Below are 16,944 nucleotides of genomic sequence, written 5' to 3'. Positions count from 1 at the left end.
GATGGAGAGGACGGTGACCACGTGAGCATCGGTAGCGAGCTCACGGCGGCCCGCGAACGGGCCGACATGACGATCGAGCAGCTGAGCGCCGCGACCCGGATCAGATCCGGGCTGCTCCTCGCCATGGAGGCCGACGATTTCTCCCGCTGCGGCGGGAACTTCTACGCCCGTGGACACATCCGCTCGATCGCCCGCGTGGTCAAGGCCGACCCCGCGCCGCTGCTGGCGTCCTTCGACGCCGAGCACGCCGCGGAGGAGTCGCGCCGCGAGGAGCGCGCGGCCGTCAAGGGCCCGACCCTGCACCCGGCCCGCCCGCGCTGGGCCGTCGTCCTCGGCGCGATCCTGGTCGGCCTGATGGGCTGGGGCATGGTCCGCCTCTTCACCCTCCCCAGTGACGTCGAGGCCAACGCCGCCAAAACCACCGCCACCACGACGGTGACCACACAGCCGACCAGGCCCACCCCCAAACCCAAGCCCACCAAACCCGTCGTCAAGGTCACCACGCCCCCCGCGGTCCCCACCCAGACCAAACTGACCCTGACCGCCAAGAACGACGGCTCCTACGTCACCCTCCGCGACAAGAAGGGCAAACGCCTCTTCCAGGGCCTCCTCGGCCCCGGCTCCACCCAAACCGTCACCGCCACCGGCGACATCCGCATCTCCGCCGGCATCCCCGCCAACCTAACCCTCACCATCAACGGCAAACCCGTCACCACCAAGCTCTACCGAGCCGTAGCCCACCCCAACGGCACCCTCACCAAAAAGTAACCCCCGCCCGAGCAAACCCCGCAGGTGGTTGCGGGCCGAGCTGATTCCGAGCGCTGGCGAGGCGCGGTGGGCCGCCTCCGGTGGTTGTGGACAGGGCCGGCCCCGAGAGCCGGTCGGTCGACCCAAGCCTCCGCAGGTGGCTGCGGGCCAAGGTGGCTCGCAGGTGGGCCGCCTCTGGTGGTTGTGGGCCAGAGGCTGGTTGTGGAGTGGCTGGGTGGATTAGGCGGGGGTGCGTTCGTAGCCGACGGACTTGATGCGGGTTACTAGGGGGGTGAGGTCGGCGGCTAGTTGGGCTTGCTCGTGGTGGGTTAGGGCTGCGTACGCCGGGGCGGCCAGGGCGTCTGTGATTGCCTCGACTCGTGCTTTGGTGTCGCGGCCGGTGGGTGTCAGCCAGCCGTCGGCGCCGATCAGGCCGCGGTCGCGCATGCCTTGGACGACAGCGGCCAGCTCTTCGTCGCTCAGTGGGTACAACCGGCCGTACTCGCGGGCGGGCATCCCCAACCACAGCGCTTCCAGGACGTGGCACTCTTGCCCACCGATCCCAGCGGTCACGAGCGCGGCGTAGTGCCCGTCCCCGCGGTGCTCCCGAAGCAGCGCACCGGCGTGCCACAACCGCGCGAGCGGCTCCTCCGGAACGGGCAGCGTCCGGAGCGCGGCGTAGAGGATGCGCCGCTCCGACGGCGCAGCGAACGCGGCCCGCGTCGCGAGGTCCGCGGCCCGCTCCACTGCAGGGCTGTCCGCCAGCTCGCCCAGAATCCGCCGCAGCGCCTTCACACTGCCCGTCTCCCGGGCCGCCAGCGCCTGCTCAGGCGTGGCGATCTCCCACACGCTGGGGATGTACGTCTCGACCTCACCGGGCGCGAAGTTGTAGAACAGCGCATCCACCACCGCCGCCGGCACCTTCCCGAGCGGCGCCGAGCGGGACGCGAAGTACCCCGGCCAATGCCCGGCCCAGCCCAGCTTCTCGAATTCCTCCACCGGCTCCTCGGACATGTAGGTGACCAGGTGAACCGCCTCCAACATCGCGCACAACTCGCGACCGACGACGTCCAGGCTGCGCGTCGCGTCGAAGGCGGAACTGCTCGCAGAGCTGCCCGAACCGTCCGGAGCAGGGGCGTCGGTGGTTCGCGTGGACATCTTGACCTCCGTGGCACGACCGGCCGGTTGCCGGTCTCTCACTGTGACTACGAGCTGGATCGACGTCGTTCGACAGGTGCCCGCGAACTTCTTCGCGGAATCTCGCCGGAGACCGCCGGCGGCGTCCGGTGAGACTGCGCACGTCGTCACCGGCGGTTAGGTGTGGGGGAGGGCTGCGAGTCATACTCGTGGTGATGACTACGCCACCCACCACCGTCGCCCTGGTCACGCTGGGCTGTGCCCGCAACGATGTCGACTCCGAGGAGTTGGCCGGCCGCCTGGAGGCCGGCGGTTTCCGCCTCGTCGAGGACGCCGCCGACGCGGACACCGTGGTGGTGAACACGTGTGGCTTCGTCGAGGCCGCCAAGAAGGACTCCGTCGACACCCTCCTGGCCGCCTCCGACTACAAGGAGTCCGGTCGTACGCAGGCTGTTGTCGCGGTCGGCTGCCTGGCCGAGCGCTACGGCGACCAGCTCGCCGAGGCCCTCCCCGAGACCGACGCCGTCCTCAGCTTCGATGACTACGCGGACATCTCCGATCGCCTCCGTTCCATCCTGTCGGGTACCAAGCACCAGCCGCACGTCCCCCGGGACCGCCGCAAACTCCTCCCGCTCTCACCGTCGGCCCGCCAAGCTGCCCCGACCGAGGTAGCCATCCCCGGCCACGGCGACCACATCCCCGCCGCCCTCAAGCCGACCACCCCCGGCGACGCTGCCACCGCCACTGGCGCCTCCGGGACGGCCGACTCCGGCCCGTTGGAGTCGGCGGGCCAGCTGTTCAAGGGGCGGATGGTCTCGGCGTCGGGCGCCCGTGAGGAGCTGACGATCGACGCTCCGGACCTGGCCGCCGCACCCGCCAGCGGGCCCCGGGTCGTCCGCCGCCGGCTCGATGGCGGCCCGATGGCTCCTCTCAAGCTGGCATCGGGCTGCGACCGGCGCTGTGCCTTCTGCGCGATCCCGATGTTCCGCGGCGCCTTCATCTCCCGCCGCCCCACCGAGGTCCTCGGCGAAGCCCACTGGCTCGCCGAGAGCGGCGTCCGTGAGCTGTTCCTCGTCTCCGAGAACTCCACCTCCTACGGTAAGGATCTCGGCGACCTGCGCCTGCTGGAGACCCTGGTCGGCGAGATCGCGGCCGTCCCCGGGATCACCCGGGTCCGGGTCTCGTACCTGCAGCCCGCCGAGATGCGCCCGTCGCTGATCACCGCGATGACCTCGACCCCCGGCGTCGTCCCGTATTTCGACCTGTCCTTCCAGCACGCCTCCGGCCCGCTCCTGCGCCGGATGCGCCGCTTCGGCGACGCCGAGCGCTTCCTCGAGCTGATCGCCCAGGTCCGCGCCTCGGCGCCCGCGGCGGGCATCCGCAGCAACGTGATCGTCGGCTTCCCCGGTGAGACCGAGGAGGACGTCGACATCCTCTGCGACTTCCTCTCCCGGGCCGGCCTGGACGCCATCGGCGTGTTCGGCTACTCCGACGAGGACGGCACCGAGGCCGAGACGTACGACGGCAAGCTCGACGAGGACACGATCGCCGCCCGCCTCGACCGCGTCACCCGTCTCGCCGAAGACGTCACCTCCGCCCGCGCCGAGGCCCGGATCGGCGACCTCGTCGAGGTTCTCGTCGAATCCCTCGGCCCGGCAGCCGGCCAGGACGCCGAGTCGCCGGAGCAGGACGCCGACGGCGGCGACCTGGCAGCCGGCTTCGCAGGCCTCAGCGGCGAGGGCCGGGCCGCGCACCAGGGGCCCGAGGTGGACGGATCGACCACGCTCGTCGGCCTGCCCGAGGGCGTTCGGGTGGGCGATCTGGTGTCCGCGAAGGTGGTCGGGAGCGACGGAGTCGACCTGATTGCGGAGTTCGCCACGGTGGTGACCCCCCAGGACGACCGTCCGGCCGCTAACCTGACCGCGTGACCAACCCGCCGACGAACCCGGTTCCGAGCGCCGCCGGGCGCATTCACGCGCCGAGCGCGTGGAACGTGCCCAACGCGCTGACGGTCCTGAGGCTCGTACTGGTCCCGTTGTTCGTGTGGCTGCTCGTCCGGCACGGCGGTCAGGACGACGGCACCCGCCTGCTCGCCACCACGGCCTTCCTGGTGGCGATCGTGACCGACCGTTTCGACGGCGACATCGCCCGCCGATGGAACCTCGTCACGAACTTCGGCAAGATCGCCGACCCGATCGCCGACAAGGCGCTCACCGGCGCCGCCTTCATCGGCTTGTCGTATCTGGGCGAGCTCCCGTGGTGGGTCACGGTGGTCGTCCTGGTCCGCGAGTGGGGCGTCACCCTGCTGCGTTTCTGGGTCATTCGCCACGGAGTGATGCCCGCGAGCCACGGCGGCAAGCTCAAGACGGTGCTGCAGGCGATCGCGCTGAGCCTCTACCTGCTGCCCTGGCAGGACGTGGCGATCCTGCACTGGACCGCGGTCGCCATCATGACCGCCGCCGTAGCGGTCACCGTCATTACCGGTCTCGACTACGTCGGCCGGGCGCTGCGGCTCCGCGCCGCGGCGAAACACCCGCGCAAGTAACTCCTCGCGGACGTCCCGACACTCCGGCCCACCTGACGCTCCCGACCGGGTGATGCGGGTGGAATGGGGGCATGGCAAGTGCTGGTGAGGATGCAGGGCAGACAGCCGTAGAACGGCTGGTGCAACTGTTGCAGACCCGGGGCGAGACTTTGGCCACCGCTGAGTCGTTGACTGGTGGGATGGTCGGCGCGGCGCTGACCGACGTACCGGGGGTGTCAGCGGTGTACCGGGGTGGAGTGGTCGTCTACGCGACGGATCTGAAGGCCAAGCTTGCGGGTGTGCCCGCGGGCCTTCTGGACGCCGTGGGGCCCGTACACCCCGACACGGCCGCAGCTCTGGCCACCGGCGTCCGAGAGCGTCTGGAAGCCACCTACGGGCTAGCCACGACCGGTGTGGCCGGCCCGGACCCGCAGGCCGGTATCGAAGCGGGCACTGTGTACGTCGCAGCGGCCGGACCAGCCGCCGTGCGGGTGCGAAAGCTGCAGCTGAGCGGTGACCGCAGGTCGATTCGGGAGAGCAGCGTGCAGGCCGCAGTGGAGCTCGCAGCGGCCCTGGTAGCGGAAGAAGTGGAGTGAGTGGGGTGTTGAGACCACCATGGCGACAGGTAGGGCAGACTGGCACGGCGCACCGAAGGTGGACATTGCGAGGAGTAGTGACCCGGCAACAGGTACCGTTGGTTCCTACGGTCGAGCTACCGTGCGTGTAGAGACGACCGGACAGGCGGAAGGGAGAAACCTCATGGTGCTGGTTCGTGGCCTGCTGGGCGACGTTCTGCGGCGTAAGCGGCTGCGTCAGGGGCGCACTCTCCGCGAGGTGTCCGCTGATGCCCGGGTGAGTCTGGGGTACCTCTCCGAGGTGGAGCGCGGCCAGAAGGAAGCCTCCAGCGAGCTGCTCGCCGCCATCTGTATGGCGCTCGAGGTGCCGCTGTCGACGGTCTTCGCCGAGGTGAGCGAGGATCTGGCCCGCGAAGAGGCCCTCGTCCTGGCGCACCCGGCCGCGATCGAGCCCGAGGTCGTCGCCTCCGCGGCGTGACGTCATCACGGCTCACCGCCCGATCGATGGGCGGTGGAGCTGCACGCCCAGGCGCGCCGGCCGCAGCAACTGGAGGGCCGGCAACGGTGGCCGCCCGGGCGCGCGGAAGAGCGCGTTCGCGGCGTGCAGGTGGGTCGCCGAATCCGGGAAGCTGAGCAGTTCGGCGTCGTCCGGCGGTGGGAAGAAGGCCGCCAGGTCGTCACCCTCCTCGAAGGACGCGCCCGCGATCACGGCCCAGGCGAGCGGTTTGAGGCTGAGGTACGCCGTGGCCGGGTCGGGGTCGAACACGATCAGCTCCGGATGCGCGTAACAGCTCAGCCCGACCGTGAACGCGTACGCCGGAGTGCGGTGACCGGCGCCGTCGGCGTACTGGATCGCCCAGCCGTAGGTCCGCAGGTTGTCCTCGAGCGATCGCGAGGCCCGGCGCGGGGTCGCGCACACGTCACACATCAGCTTCTCCTCTCGGTCGAACAGATGTTCGATGCGTCAGAGAAGATATCCGGGTTCTGCTGGGTGACCGGGGTTGTCCACAGCTCAGTTGGCGGGCGGATCGGCAGCCGGCTGACAGGCCGGGCACCAGTAGCTGACCCGATCCCGCGGCGGGTCGCCGATCATCGCCGTCCGGATCGTGGTGCGGCACCGGCGGCAGGGCTTGCCGGGCCGCTCGAAGACCCAGGAGCGCTGGCCCGGCCGGTCGACGCCGGTGCTGACCTGCGCGGCGTTGCGCACGTTGGCCTTCATCAGCTTGCGGCTCAGCTCGACGGCGGCCGGGACGTCGACCGCCGAGACCGGTAGCCAGGGGTGCAGGCCGAGCAGGAAGCACACCTCGTTGCGGTAGAAATTGCCGATGCCGGCGAGATTGCGCTGGTCGAGCAGCGCCTCGCTGATCGTGCGCTCCGGATCCGATCGCAGATTCGCCACAGCGACGTCCTGGTCGAACGCCGGCGACAGCAGATCCGGGCCGAGATGCCCGACCACGTCGTCCTCCGAGCTGGTCGCGACCAGCTCGAGCACGGGCAGTCGATAGCCGATCGCCGTCCAGCCGGCGGTCTCCAGCACGGCGCGGATCTGATGCTCCGCGCCGCCGCGCCACCGCTCACCCGGACGGTACAGATGCCAGCTCCCGTCCATCCGGAAGTGGCTGTGCACGGTCACGCCGCCGGATACCCGCATGAGCAAGTGTTTGCCGCGGGCAACCACTTCGAGCATCGTCCGGCCGCTCAGATCGGTGGTGGCCAGGCCCGGCACCCGGAAGTCCGTCCGGGTCAGCTCTTGCCCGGCAAGAGCCTGGTGCAGCCGCTTGCAGGCCCGCCAGACGGTGTCTCCCTCAGGCATGTCAGGCCCGCAGCCGCAGCCCACGCGGCGTCGCGTGGAACCCGGCCTTCGCCAAGGCGTCGCCGAACGCGGTATGCCGGACCTGCTCGCCGTCGGCCGTCTCGACGCTCAGCTTCCCCAGTTGGCCGTCCCGGATCGACAGCGCGAGCGCATCAACCGCCGGCTGCAAGAGCTCCGGATCCTCGGTGAAACTCAGCACCGTCCGCCCGCCGCGCTCGACGTACACGATCAGGCTGCCGTCGACCATGACGACCAGCGCGCCCGCCTTCCGGCCGGGGCGATGCCCGCTCGCGCCGTCGCGCTCAGGCCACGGCAACGCGGCGCCGTACGGGTTGGCAGGATCCGAAGCGGCCAGGACGACGGCGCGCGCGGCCGGCTCCTCCTCCCGCCGCCCTCGCGGCCCACCCGGCGGACCGCCGAAAGACGGCAACTCGGCCATCGCGCGCAGCCGGTCGACGGCTCCCGGCAGCGCGAACTGCGCGGCCCCCAGCCCGGCGACGAAGTAGCCGCGTCGACACCGCCCGGACTCCTCGAACGCACTCAGCACCTTATACACCGCGGCGAACCCGCCCGGAGTCCGCTCGGTGAGCACCGAGCCACGCGTGACGATCCCGTAGCGATCGAGCAGCGTCTCGGCGGCCGCATGCGCCCTGCGCGTCGCATCCTCGTTGCGGGCCGGGAGCAACGACCATCGGCCACCTGTGGTCGGTGGCCCGCTGCGGGCCGGCATCGCGGGGCGACCTGGCCGCGCGGGACGGCCCGGCCGCGCGCGCGGCGTGGCTCGACGAGCGCGATGACTGCCGCGACCGCCGCCGACCAGCGCCCGCACCGGAGTGAGGGTGTCGTTCGTCAGATGCCCGGCCCAGACCAGATCCCACAGGACGGTCACCATAGTCTCGTCGTCCACGACGCCGACCGCCGCGCCGACCGCATCACTGAGCTGCCGGAAGAAGAACGCCCCGCCGCCCGCCAGTGCGTCGAGCACCGCCTGATGGGTGTCGCCGAGCTCGAACGCCGGATCGGGATCAGGCAGCGTGAGATCGCAGTTGTCCGCCAGATGCAACGACACCCAGCCGTCCGTCCCCGGCAACGACCCCGACCCCGCCCACACGATCTCACCGGACGCCGTCAGCTCGTCGAGCATCGACGGCTGATAACCCGGCACTCGCGCCGGCAGCACGATCGACTCCAGCGCGGACGCCGGGACGGCGCACCCGGCCAACTGCTCGACCGCGCCGAGCAGGACGTCGTACCCGCGGCCCCGGCTGCTGGTGATCCCTTGCCAGGCGGGCAGGAACCGGGCCAGCGCCGTCGGCTCGACCGGCTCGACCTCCTTGCGCAGCGCGGCCAACGACCGGCGTCGCAGCAGCCGCAGCACCTCGCTGTCGCACCACTCCATCGCGATGCCACCGGGCAGGAACTCACCCTCGACAACTCGCCCCGCCGCACCCAGCCGCCGCAACGCATCGGTGACGACCGCGACTCCGATACCCAAGCTGGTCGCCAGGTCGATCGCCCGGAACGGACCGTGCGTCCGCGCGTACCGGGACACCAAGTCGCCCAACGGGTCGGCAACCGGCTCCGCATGGGCCTCGGCGACGCCGGGCGGCAGCGGCACGCCGAGCGCGTCGCGCAGCCGCGCCACATCCTCGACGACGGCCCAGCGATGCTCACCGGCGATCCGCACCCGGACGACGCGGCGCGCGGCAGCCAGCTCTGTCAGCCAAGACTCCGCATCCGATCCATCAACGCAGCGCTGCGACGCCTCCGACACCGACAGCGGCCCGACCAGCCGCAGGACGTCGAACAAGCCTTCGGCATCGCGGGCGCGACGATCCTCGGCCAGGCGCTGCAGCTCGGCCTCGGCGCGCAGCACGACCTCGGCGTCCAGCAACTCGCGCAGCTCCGTCCGCCCGAGCAGCTCGGACAGCAGACTCTGATCGAGCGCCAGCGCGGCCGCGCGTTTCTCGGCCAGGGGAGTGTCGCCCTCGTACATGAAGGCGCCCACGTAACCGAACAGCAGGGATTTCGCGAACGGCGACGCCTCGGTGGTCTCGACCTCGACGACGGAGATCCGGCGCTCGCCGATCCCGGTCAGCAGATCCTTCAAGGCGGGCAGGTCGTACACGTCCTGCAGGACCTCGCGCAGGGTCTCGAGCACGATCGGGAACGAACCGTACTTACTCGCGACGCTGAGCAGCTGCGCCGACCGCTGCCGTTGCTGCCACAGCGGCGACCGGCGCCCCGGATTCCGCCGGGGGAGGAGCAGCGCCCGCGCCGCGCACTCGCGGAACCGCGCGGCGAACAAGGCCGATCCGCCGACCTCGGTCGTGATCAGGTCTTCGATCTCGGCCGGATCGAACAGCACCAGCTCTGCGCCCGGCGGCGCCTCATCGGTCTCGGGCAGCCGCAGCACGATCCCGTCGTCCCCCGAGACCGACTGGGCGTCCATCCCGTAGCGCTCGCGGAGCCGCGCGGCGATCGCCAGCGCCCACGGGCCGTGCACCTGGCCGCCGTACGGCGAATGCACGCAGACCCGCCAGTCGCCGAGCTCGTCGCGGAAGCGCTCGACCACGACGGTCACGTCGTCCGGGACGCGGCCGGTCGCCTCGCGCTGCTCGGCCAGGTAGGAGACGAGGTTGCTCGCCGCGTACTCGTCGAGGCCGGCGGCGCGCGCCCGCTCGATCGCCTTGGCCGCGGGCAGCGCCGTCATCTTCCGCACGAAGGAGCCGGTCGCCGCGCCCAGCTCGGCGGGTCGCCCGACGGCGTCGCCCTTCCAGAACGGCAGCCGCCCCGGCTGGCCCGGGGCCGGCGACACCAGCACGCGATCGTGGGTGATGTCCTCGATCCGCCAGCTGGACGCGCCGAGCGTGAACACGTCGCCGACCCGGGACTCGTAGACCATCTCCTCGTCCAGCTCGCCGACCCGGTGATTGGTCGACTCGCCGACCAGGAAGACGCCGAACAGCCCGCGATCCGGAATCGTGCCGCCGCTGGTCACGGCGAGCCGCTGCGCACCCGGACGCCCGGTGATCTCACCGCTTACGCGGTCGAAAACGATCCGCGGCCGCAGCTCGGCGAACTCGTCGGACGGGTAGCGCCCGGACAGCATGTCGAGGACGCCGTCGTACGCCGAGCGCGGCAGCGTCGCGAACGGGGCGCAGCGGCGGACCAGCGTGAACAACTCGTCCACGTCGATCGCATCCAGCGCGACGATCGAGACGATCTGTTGCGCCAGCACGTCGAGCGGGTTGGCCGGGATGTGCAAGCTCTCGATCAGGCCGTCGCGCATCCGCTGGACGACGACGGCCGTGTCGACCAGATCGCCGCGGAACTTGGGGAACAGGACGCCGCGGGACACCGCGCCGACCTGGTGACCGGCCCGCCCGACCCGCTGCAGACCGCTCGCGACCGACGGCGGCGCCTCGACCTGGACGACCAGATCGACCGCGCCCATGTCGATGCCGAGCTCGAGACTGCTCGTGGCCACCACACAGGGGATCCGGCCGGACTTCAGATCCGACTCGATCAGCGCGCGTTGCTCCTTGCTCACCGAGCCGTGGTGCGAGCGCGCGATCACCGGTGGCGCCGCGAGCGCCGCGCCTGACTGCGCCATCACCTGGGCCGGCGATCCGGCCTCCGGCAGCGCGAGCTCGGCCCGCTCGGCGGCGATCTCGTTCAGCCGGGCGGTCAGGCGCTCGGCGAGGCGGCGCGAATTCGCGAAGACGATCGTCGAGCGGTGCTGCTCGATCAAGTCGAAGACCTGCTCCTCGACATGTGGCCAGATCGACGCGTGCTGCGGCGGGCCGGCGGCCGAGCCGGACGTCTCGATCTCCGTGCTCGCGAGCTCGGCCATGTCCTCGACGGGGACGACGACGCTCAGATCCCACTGCTTGGTGAACTTCGGCTGCACCACCGTCACCGGCCGCTCGCCGCCGAGGAACCGCGCGACCTCCTCGACCGGCCGGACCGTCGCCGACAGCCCGATCCGCTGCGCCGGTTTGGGCAGCAGCGTGTCGAGCCGCTCGAGAGTGAGCGCCAGATGCGCGCCGCGCTTCGTCCCCGCGACGGCGTGCACCTCGTCGACGATGACCGTCTCGACACCGCGCAGGGACTCCCGCCCCTGGGAGGTGAGCAGCAGGAACAGCGACTCCGGCGTAGTGATCAGCACGTCGGACGGCCGGGTCGCGAACCGCCGCCGCTCCGCCGCGGGCGTGTCGCCGGAACGCACCGCGACCTCGACGTCGATCGGCGCCTCGCCGAGCCTTCGCGCGGTCTCCCGGATGCCGATCAGCGGCGCGCGCAGGTTGCGCTCGACGTCGACCGCGAGCGCCTTCAGCGGCGACACGTAGAGCACCCGGCAGCGCAGTTTCGGATCCTCCGGCGGGGGAGTCGTGGCCAGCCGGTCGAGCGCCCAGAGGAAGGCCGCCAGCGTCTTGCCCGAGCCCGTCGGGGCGACCACCAGCGCGTCCCGGCCCGCGGTGATCGCGTCCCACGCCTCGAGCTGGGCCGGGGTGGCCGCGTCGAAGACGTCGCCGAACCACGCCCGGGTCGCGGGCGAGAATCGGCTCAACGCGCTGGACTTCTGCACGCCGACCATCTTGCCGTGCCGCTCCGACAGTTTTCGAACGGCCGATCCGGCGGGCGGTCGCGGGCGGTGCCCGGACGCCTCCGGTGCGCGAGTTGTCGGCGGGGTCTGGAATGATTCGGCCCATGATGAACCGGGTCCGTGCCGCGATCGTCGTCGTGGCTTGTCTGTTCGCTTTCAGCGGGTGCGCGAAGCTCGACACCGACCTCAAGGTCGGGTCGGACGAGACCGTTTCCGGCACGATGCAGCTCGGGTTCGACAAACAGCTGCTGGAGTCCAGCGGCCAGTCGCTCGACACCGTCCGGCAGCGGATCGAGAGCAGCGTCAAACAGCTGACCACCGACGGCGTGGCCTGCACGGCTTTCGACGACGACCGCTACGTCGGCCAGAAGTGCACGCTCGAGGGCGTGCCGTTCGACAAGATGGGCAGCTCGAGCGGCGAGGGGATGACGTTCCGCAAGACCGACGACGGCAAGATCTTCGTCGCGATCAAGGTGCCGAACCTCGGCTCCGCGGTCACCGGCGGCCAGCAGGCCGACGTCAACTTCAAGATCACCATGCCGGGCAAGATCCTCGAGCACGACTCCGGCGCCCAGGTGAAGGGCCGGACGGCGACGTACGACAGCCTCGACAAGCTCGGCAACGTGTCGCTGACCTCCTCGGCCGGCGGCGGCTTCCCGGTCTGGGCGATCATCCTCATCGTGGTGCTGCTGTTGCTGGGTGGCGGCGCCGCCGCGTTCTTCGTGCTGCGCAGCCGGAAGGTAAAGGCGCAGCAGGGCTACGGCCAGTACCCGGGGCAGTACCCGGGCCAGCCGCAGCAGGGCCAGTGGGGTCCGCAGTACGGCGGTCAGTCGGGTCAGTACGGCGCTCCCGGTCAGTACGGCGGGCCTGGTCCGCAGCAGCAGCCCGGGTTCCCGCAGCAGGGTCAGCCGGGTCAGTACGGCGGCCAGCCGGGTCAGCCGCAGTACCCGGGTCAGCCGCAGCCGGGTCAGCCGCAGTACCCAGGCCAGCCGCAGCCGGGGCAGTGGGGTCCGCCGCCGCAGGGCCAGCCGCCGCAGCAGCAGCAGGGCCAGCCTGGTGGGCCGTACGGGCAGCAGCCACCGCAGCAGGGCCAGTGGGGCCCGCAGCAGGGTCAGCCGCCGGCCGGGCCGCCGCAGGCGCAGCCGGGGCCGCAGCAGGGTGGCTGGGCGCAACCGCCGCGGGACAACGACGGGCAGGCATGAGACTGACGGAGTTCTGGGACCGGATGGATCGCCATCTCGGTCCCGCCTATGCACGGACCTGGGCCGAGACCCAGGTCGTCGAGCAACTCGAAGGCCGGACGGTCATCGAGGCTCTCGCCGACGGTGAGGCCGCGAAGACCGTCTGGCGGGCGGTGTGGGCGCATCTGCAGCTGCCGCCGGCCGATCGCTGAGCCGGCGGCTCAGATCGTCCAGCTCGTCCGCGCGGCCCACTCCTCGGCCGGGAGATAGATCAGGTCGCAGACGGGGTCCTTCAGGTCGGCGTAGTCGCCGACCGAGTCGAACGGCAACCTCGCCGCCCGTCGCTTGAACTCGCCGTACGCCTGCGCGGTCTCCGGGTGGCTGCGCAGGTAGTCGCGGAAGAGCAGCGCATAGCGCTGGTTGGCCCGCCCGGCGACGCGGATGTGCAGGTTCACCCGCCGGCGGTACATGGGCTCGACGACGAGCCGCTTCACCCATTCACGCTCGTCCGTGGGCAGACCCGGTACCGGGTGGTCGCGCTGCGCCGCCGTCCGGAAGTCCCAGTCGATGGCGGTCATCCGCTCGACGGCGACGTACAGGTCGGGCTCCGACGCCACCGTCACCTGCATGTCGATGACGTCCTTGGCGGGCAGGCCGGGCACCGACGTCGAGCCGATGTGGTCGACCCGCCGCGCGACGTCGCCGAGCGCGCCCCGGACGACGCGCGCCGTCTTCTCGAACTGCGCGGGCCAGGTCTCGTCCGGCCGCACGATGGCGATCGCGTTCATCCGCCGATCATGTCAGCCCGCCCGCGCGCGGCCCAGGCGGAACTCAGACCGGTTTGACCCGGAACGCGCTGGTCGTCAGCAGGTCGGCCGCCTCGTACGCCGCCTTCCGGATGCCCTTGCGCTCGTCGAAGAACCCGCCGACGACGCCGACCCCGGGGAACTTGCCGATGAACCGCGCGCCGAGGCTGCCGCGCGGCCGGTCCTCGAACACCTCGCCGAGCCCGCCGAGCAGCTTGCTGATCCGCCACACCAGCTTGACCGCTCTCCGCAGTCCCGCATCCCCGGACTCGTCGCCGAACCCGAGCTGCTTGGCGACCTCCTGGCCGGCCGCGGTCGGGTCGTCGTACTCGAGGACGTCGTCCGGGGTGATCGGGCGGTCGGTGAGCACCCGGGCGATGATCGCCGTCCGATCCGCGTGCGCGTCGACGCCGTACTCGCGGCAGACCGCGCCGATGACCATCGCCTGGACCGCCGCGCCGAGGGTGTCCTTGATCGGCAGCCGGTCAGCCGCGGCGCCGCTGATCCGGGGCAGGCCCGCGACCACGGCCGCGAACCCGCCGATCCGCTCGACCCACCAGTCGCAGCGCTCGGCCAGCGGGAGCGTGGGCCACTCGGCGTGCCCGGGGACCTTCATCTTCAGCAGCCGGTCGATCGCGAGGATCAGGCCCTTCTCGGCCAGATTGGGCTGTTCCTGCGCGGAGTAGTCGGTGAGGGTGCTGCGGATGCCGAACGGGTCCTGCGTCCGCAGGGCGTCCAGCACGGAGTCGATGCCGAACTCGACCCGGCTGAGCGCGAGGACGACGGCGGAGTCGGGGACGTCGGGGCGCTCTGTCACGCCCGCAAGAGTAGGTAATGCGCGGGCCAGGAAGTTGTCTCGGCGGGTCCGGCGTGTCAATTTGTGATTCGAACACGTGTTCGGGATAGTTTGTGCACCCGGGAAGGGCGGCGGACAGCCCGGTTGTCCACAGATTCGTGGTGGCGGCCAAAACTGTCCGTGGCGCCGAATATCTTCTCTGGCGACACGGAAATCCTCCGGGCGGCCGGGTGGTCAGCCCCGATTACGAGATGGGTCAGGTGGCAGTCTGATGGCTGGTGCAACAGCGAGCGCGGAGCGCAAGGAAGCGGATCGCGAGAAGGCGCTCGCGACCGCGCTGACGCAGATCGAGCGCGCGTGCGGCAAGGGGTCGGTGATGCGTCTCGGCGAGCAGAACCGGCCGCCGATCGAGGTCATCCCGACCGGTTCGATCGCGCTCGACATCGCGCTCGGGATCGGCGGTCTGCCGCGCGGTCGCGTCGTGGAGATCTACGGCCCGGAGTCCTCCGGTAAGACGACGGTCGCGCTGCACGCGGTGGCCAACGCCCAGCGCGCCGGCGGGATCGCGGCCTTCATCGACGCCGAGCACGCGCTCGACCCCGACTACGCGCGCAAGCTGGGCGTCGACACCGACGCGCTGCTGGTCTCGCAGCCGGACTCCGGTGAGCAGGCGCTCGAGATCGCCGACATGCTGGTCCGCTCCGGCGCGATCGACATCGTCGTGATCGACTCGGTGGCCGCGCTGGTGCCGCGCGCCGAGATCGAGGGCGAGATGGGTGACAGCCACGTCGGTCTGCAGGCCCGGCTGATGAGCCAGGCGCTGCGGAAGATGACCGGTGCGGTCAGCGGGACGAACACGACCGCGATCTTCATCAACCAGCTGCGCGAGAAGATCGGCGTCATGTTCGGCTCCCCGGAGACGACGACCGGTGGTAAGGCGCTGAAGTTCTACGCGTCGGTCCGGCTGGACGTCCGCCGGATCGAGTCGCTGAAGGACGGTTCCGACGTCGTCGGTAACCGGACTCGCGTCAAGGTCGTGAAGAACAAGGTGGCCCCGCCGTTCAAGCAGGCCGAGTTCGACATCATCTACGGGCAGGGCATCAGCCGCGAGGGCAGCCTGCTCGACCTCGGCGTCGACCAGGGCTTCGTCCGCAAGGCCGGCGCCTGGTTCACCTACGAGAGCGACCAGCTCGGCCAGGGCCGGGAGAACGCGCGGAACTTCCTGCGCGACAACCCCGATCTGGCCAACGAGCTGGAGAAGAAGATCAAGGAGAAGATGGGCATCGGCCCGACTCTGGACGCACCGGCCGACCCCAAGGCCACGGCCGAGGTCGATGTCGACTTCTGATCGACCACCCGCGGGTGGCAGCGTTCCCCGGTCCGCCGAGGAACCTGCCCCCGCGGCGCTGTCTCTACCCCACGAGGAGCGGCTCGCCTACGCCCGCCGCCTCCTCGCCCAAGGCCCACCCTCCCCAAGCCCCACCCCCAGCACCCGCCCTCAGCCGAAAGCGGCCCGGCCGGCCGGCCCAGCAGAGGTCGACGAGGAGGCAGCTTCGGCGTCCGCCAGCGGTCGATCCAGCGGACGTCGACGTCCGGCAGGTGCGCGTTCGGATGCGAGTTCGCGGCGCGAGCCCAGGGCAAATGCTTCGCGTCGACCGGCGGAGGAAGCTGAAGACGCCGAGGCGGTGTCCGGTGGCGGTCGGTCCAGCGGGCGTCGGCGTCCGGCCGGCGGAGAATCGAAGGCGTCCGAGCGCGAGCCCAGTCTCCGCCAGGCTCGTCCTTCCAAGCGTCGCGAAAGCCCGGCCCCGGTCGATCCGTGGGGAGAGCTGGACGACGACTTCGCGGCAGACGACCCCGAGAACGGACGCCGCCGGAGTTCGGCGATCCGGCGAAGCGTCGCGGCCGACTACTGGGCCGAAGCAAAGGCCTTCGCCGACACCGAGCAACCACCCGCCGAGCCAAACAACCAACCAGCCAAGCCAAAACCATTCGACCCCTGGGCCGACCCCGAAGACCAACCCACGCCACCCACCCCATCTCCCGCATCCAAGCTAGCAACGCCCCCAGAGCCCCCGCTCGCACCCGGCCCCCCGGCCGACGCGGCTCCAACACTTTCGACACCCGCGTCCGCGACCAGTGCGGCTCCAACATCGTCGACGCCAACCTCTGCGACGGGCGTGGCTCCTACACCTTCGACACCTGAGTCCGCGCCCGATGCGGCTCCTAGACCGTCGGCACTCGAGTCTGTGACCGGCGCAGCTTCTACGCCGTCGACCCCTGCGTCTACGCCCGGTGCGGCTTCTCAGCCGTCAACACCTGAGCCCATGCCCGGTGAGGCTTCTACGCCTTCGATCCCCGCGTCTGCGACCGGTGCGGCTTCAATGCCCTCGATTGCCGCTGCGCCCGCGACGGGCTCGGCATCTACGCCGTCGACACCTGAGTCCACCGACGTGGCTCCTACGCCGTCAACGCCCGCGCCCGTGACCGGCGCGAATCCGCCACCCGCAGCTACATCCACGCGCGAGTCCGCGCGTGACCCCGGAGCGGAGCCCTGGCAAGCATCGGAATCTGGGCCTGAGCTCGCGCCTGGCCCAGGACCGGCTGCGGCTGACCTGAGTTCTGCGCGGGGGCGTGGGTCTGATGTGTCGCCGGCACCTGGAGCTGTGTCGGAGTCCGGCGCTGGGGCGGCTGCGCGTGCGGCTGGGGTGGTGTCGGGTGATGTGGGTGGGTTGAGTTCTGCGGGTGGCGGGGCGTTT

14 protein-coding genes are annotated in these 16,944 nt (G+C 70.9%); 8 read left to right on the top strand and 6 right to left on the bottom strand.

Translation table 11 applies throughout. From position 1 onward, the window contains the following. Nucleotides 1-21 precede the first annotated feature (21 nt). The gene (locus ACZ6ZD_RS16755) at nucleotides 22-768 is read left to right on the top strand and encodes a helix-turn-helix domain-containing protein (RefSeq protein ID WP_465672947.1); all 747 of its coding nucleotides are present in this window, start codon (nucleotides 22-24) and stop codon (nucleotides 766-768) included. Nucleotides 769-987: 219 nt separating this feature from the next. Here ACZ6ZD_RS16755 and ACZ6ZD_RS16750 read toward each other — a convergent pair whose 3' ends face one another. Then, nucleotides 988-1,905 carry an SCO6745 family protein gene (locus ACZ6ZD_RS16750; protein ID WP_465672945.1) on the bottom strand — a complete coding sequence of 306 codons (918 nt, stop codon included), beginning with the start codon at nucleotides 1,903-1,905 and terminating at the stop codon, nucleotides 988-990. Nucleotides 1,906-2,099: 194 nt separating this feature from the next. Between ACZ6ZD_RS16750 and ACZ6ZD_RS16745 the strand changes: the two genes are divergently transcribed. From ACZ6ZD_RS16745 to ACZ6ZD_RS16730, 4 genes are all read left to right on the top strand, one after another. Then, nucleotides 2,100-3,812 (top strand): MiaB/RimO family radical SAM methylthiotransferase, encoded by a 1,713-nt coding sequence (locus ACZ6ZD_RS16745; protein ID WP_465672943.1) that lies wholly within the window; start codon nucleotides 2,100-2,102, stop codon nucleotides 3,810-3,812. Further along, complete coding sequence (pgsA, locus tag ACZ6ZD_RS16740) at nucleotides 3,809-4,429, top strand: CDP-diacylglycerol--glycerol-3-phosphate 3-phosphatidyltransferase (protein WP_465672941.1); 621 nt, start codon at nucleotides 3,809-3,811, stop codon at nucleotides 4,427-4,429. The genes ACZ6ZD_RS16745 and pgsA overlap by 4 nt, the downstream gene beginning before the upstream one ends. A gap of 71 nt (nucleotides 4,430-4,500) precedes the next feature. Further along, a complete protein-coding gene (locus ACZ6ZD_RS16735; protein WP_465672939.1) occupies nucleotides 4,501-5,004 on the top strand; it encodes a CinA family protein in 504 nt (167 codons plus the stop codon). 163 nt (nucleotides 5,005-5,167) lie between these two features. After that, the gene (locus ACZ6ZD_RS16730; RefSeq protein WP_465672937.1) at nucleotides 5,168-5,461 is read left to right on the top strand and encodes a helix-turn-helix domain-containing protein; all 294 of its coding nucleotides are present in this window, start codon (nucleotides 5,168-5,170) and stop codon (nucleotides 5,459-5,461) included. 12 nt (nucleotides 5,462-5,473) lie between these two features. Here ACZ6ZD_RS16730 and ACZ6ZD_RS16725 read toward each other — a convergent pair whose 3' ends face one another. From ACZ6ZD_RS16725 to ACZ6ZD_RS16715, 3 genes are all read right to left on the bottom strand, one after another. Further along, on the bottom strand, nucleotides 5,474-5,911 hold the full coding sequence (locus ACZ6ZD_RS16725) for a DUF4262 domain-containing protein (RefSeq protein WP_465672935.1): 438 nt from the start codon (nucleotides 5,909-5,911) through the stop codon (nucleotides 5,474-5,476). 84 nt (nucleotides 5,912-5,995) lie between these two features. Further along, nucleotides 5,996-6,796: an Fpg/Nei family DNA glycosylase gene (locus ACZ6ZD_RS16720; protein ID WP_465672933.1), complete on the bottom strand. Its 801-nt coding sequence runs from the start codon at nucleotides 6,794-6,796 to the stop codon at nucleotides 5,996-5,998. 1 nt (nucleotide 6,797) lies between these two features. Further along, the gene (locus ACZ6ZD_RS16715) at nucleotides 6,798-11,396 is read right to left on the bottom strand and encodes an ATP-dependent helicase (RefSeq protein ID WP_465672931.1); all 4,599 of its coding nucleotides are present in this window, start codon (nucleotides 11,394-11,396) and stop codon (nucleotides 6,798-6,800) included. 113 nt (nucleotides 11,397-11,509) lie between these two features. Here ACZ6ZD_RS16715 and ACZ6ZD_RS16710 point away from each other — a divergent pair, with 113 nt between their 5' ends. After that, nucleotides 11,510-12,607, top strand: a complete 1,098-nt coding sequence (locus ACZ6ZD_RS16710) for an LppM family (lipo)protein (RefSeq protein ID WP_465672929.1) — start codon at nucleotides 11,510-11,512, stop codon at nucleotides 12,605-12,607. After that, nucleotides 12,604-12,798: a DUF3046 domain-containing protein gene (locus ACZ6ZD_RS16705; RefSeq protein WP_171670048.1), complete on the top strand. Its 195-nt coding sequence runs from the start codon at nucleotides 12,604-12,606 to the stop codon at nucleotides 12,796-12,798. Before ACZ6ZD_RS16710 ends, ACZ6ZD_RS16705 begins: the two co-directional genes overlap by 4 nt. 9 nt (nucleotides 12,799-12,807) lie before the next feature. On the opposite strand, the gene ACZ6ZD_RS16700 is transcribed toward ACZ6ZD_RS16705, so the two are convergent. Both ACZ6ZD_RS16700 and ACZ6ZD_RS16695 read right to left on the bottom strand, forming a co-directional pair. Then, entirely contained in the window at nucleotides 12,808-13,374 is a 567-nt protein-coding gene (locus ACZ6ZD_RS16700) for a GrpB family protein (protein WP_465672926.1), read from the bottom strand. Between the two features lie 43 nt (nucleotides 13,375-13,417). Next, nucleotides 13,418-14,209, bottom strand: coding sequence for a hypothetical protein (locus ACZ6ZD_RS16695; protein WP_465672924.1), 792 nt, complete (start codon nucleotides 14,207-14,209; stop codon nucleotides 13,418-13,420). Nucleotides 14,210-14,459: 250 nt separating this feature from the next. On the opposite strand from ACZ6ZD_RS16695, the gene recA reads away from it, so the two are divergent. Further along, nucleotides 14,460-15,536 (top strand): recombinase RecA, encoded by a 1,077-nt coding sequence (recA, locus tag ACZ6ZD_RS16690; RefSeq protein ID WP_465672923.1) that lies wholly within the window; start codon nucleotides 14,460-14,462, stop codon nucleotides 15,534-15,536. Nucleotides 15,537-16,944 lie beyond the last annotated feature (1,408 nt).

This window comes from Kribbella sp. NPDC104218, from assembly GCF_055584105.1.
This window is presented reverse-complemented; position numbering and strand designations above follow the sequence as displayed.

Excerpts from the sequence above, each read along its gene's own strand:
- ACZ6ZD_RS16750 (WP_465672945.1), bottom strand. The coding sequence starts at position 1,905 with ATGTCCACGCGAACCACCGACGCCCCTGCTCCGGACGGTTCGGGCAGC.
- ACZ6ZD_RS16745 (WP_465672943.1), top strand. The coding sequence starts at position 2,100 with ATGACTACGCCACCCACCACCGTCGCCCTGGTCACGCTGGGCTGTGCC.
- ACZ6ZD_RS16735 (WP_465672939.1), top strand. The coding sequence starts at position 4,501 with ATGGCAAGTGCTGGTGAGGATGCAGGGCAGACAGCCGTAGAACGGCTG.
- ACZ6ZD_RS16730 (WP_465672937.1), top strand. The coding sequence starts at position 5,168 with ATGGTGCTGGTTCGTGGCCTGCTGGGCGACGTTCTGCGGCGTAAGCGG.
- ACZ6ZD_RS16725 (WP_465672935.1), bottom strand. The coding sequence starts at position 5,911 with ATGTGTGACGTGTGCGCGACCCCGCGCCGGGCCTCGCGATCGCTCGAG.
- ACZ6ZD_RS16720 (WP_465672933.1), bottom strand. The coding sequence starts at position 6,796 with ATGCCTGAGGGAGACACCGTCTGGCGGGCCTGCAAGCGGCTGCACCAG.
- ACZ6ZD_RS16715 (WP_465672931.1), bottom strand. The coding sequence starts at position 11,396 with ATGGTCGGCGTGCAGAAGTCCAGCGCGTTGAGCCGATTCTCGCCCGCG.
- ACZ6ZD_RS16710 (WP_465672929.1), top strand. The coding sequence starts at position 11,510 with ATGATGAACCGGGTCCGTGCCGCGATCGTCGTCGTGGCTTGTCTGTTC.
- ACZ6ZD_RS16705 (WP_171670048.1), top strand. The coding sequence starts at position 12,604 with ATGAGACTGACGGAGTTCTGGGACCGGATGGATCGCCATCTCGGTCCC.
- ACZ6ZD_RS16700 (WP_465672926.1), bottom strand. The coding sequence starts at position 13,374 with ATGAACGCGATCGCCATCGTGCGGCCGGACGAGACCTGGCCCGCGCAG.
- recA (WP_465672923.1), top strand. The coding sequence starts at position 14,460 with ATGGCTGGTGCAACAGCGAGCGCGGAGCGCAAGGAAGCGGATCGCGAG.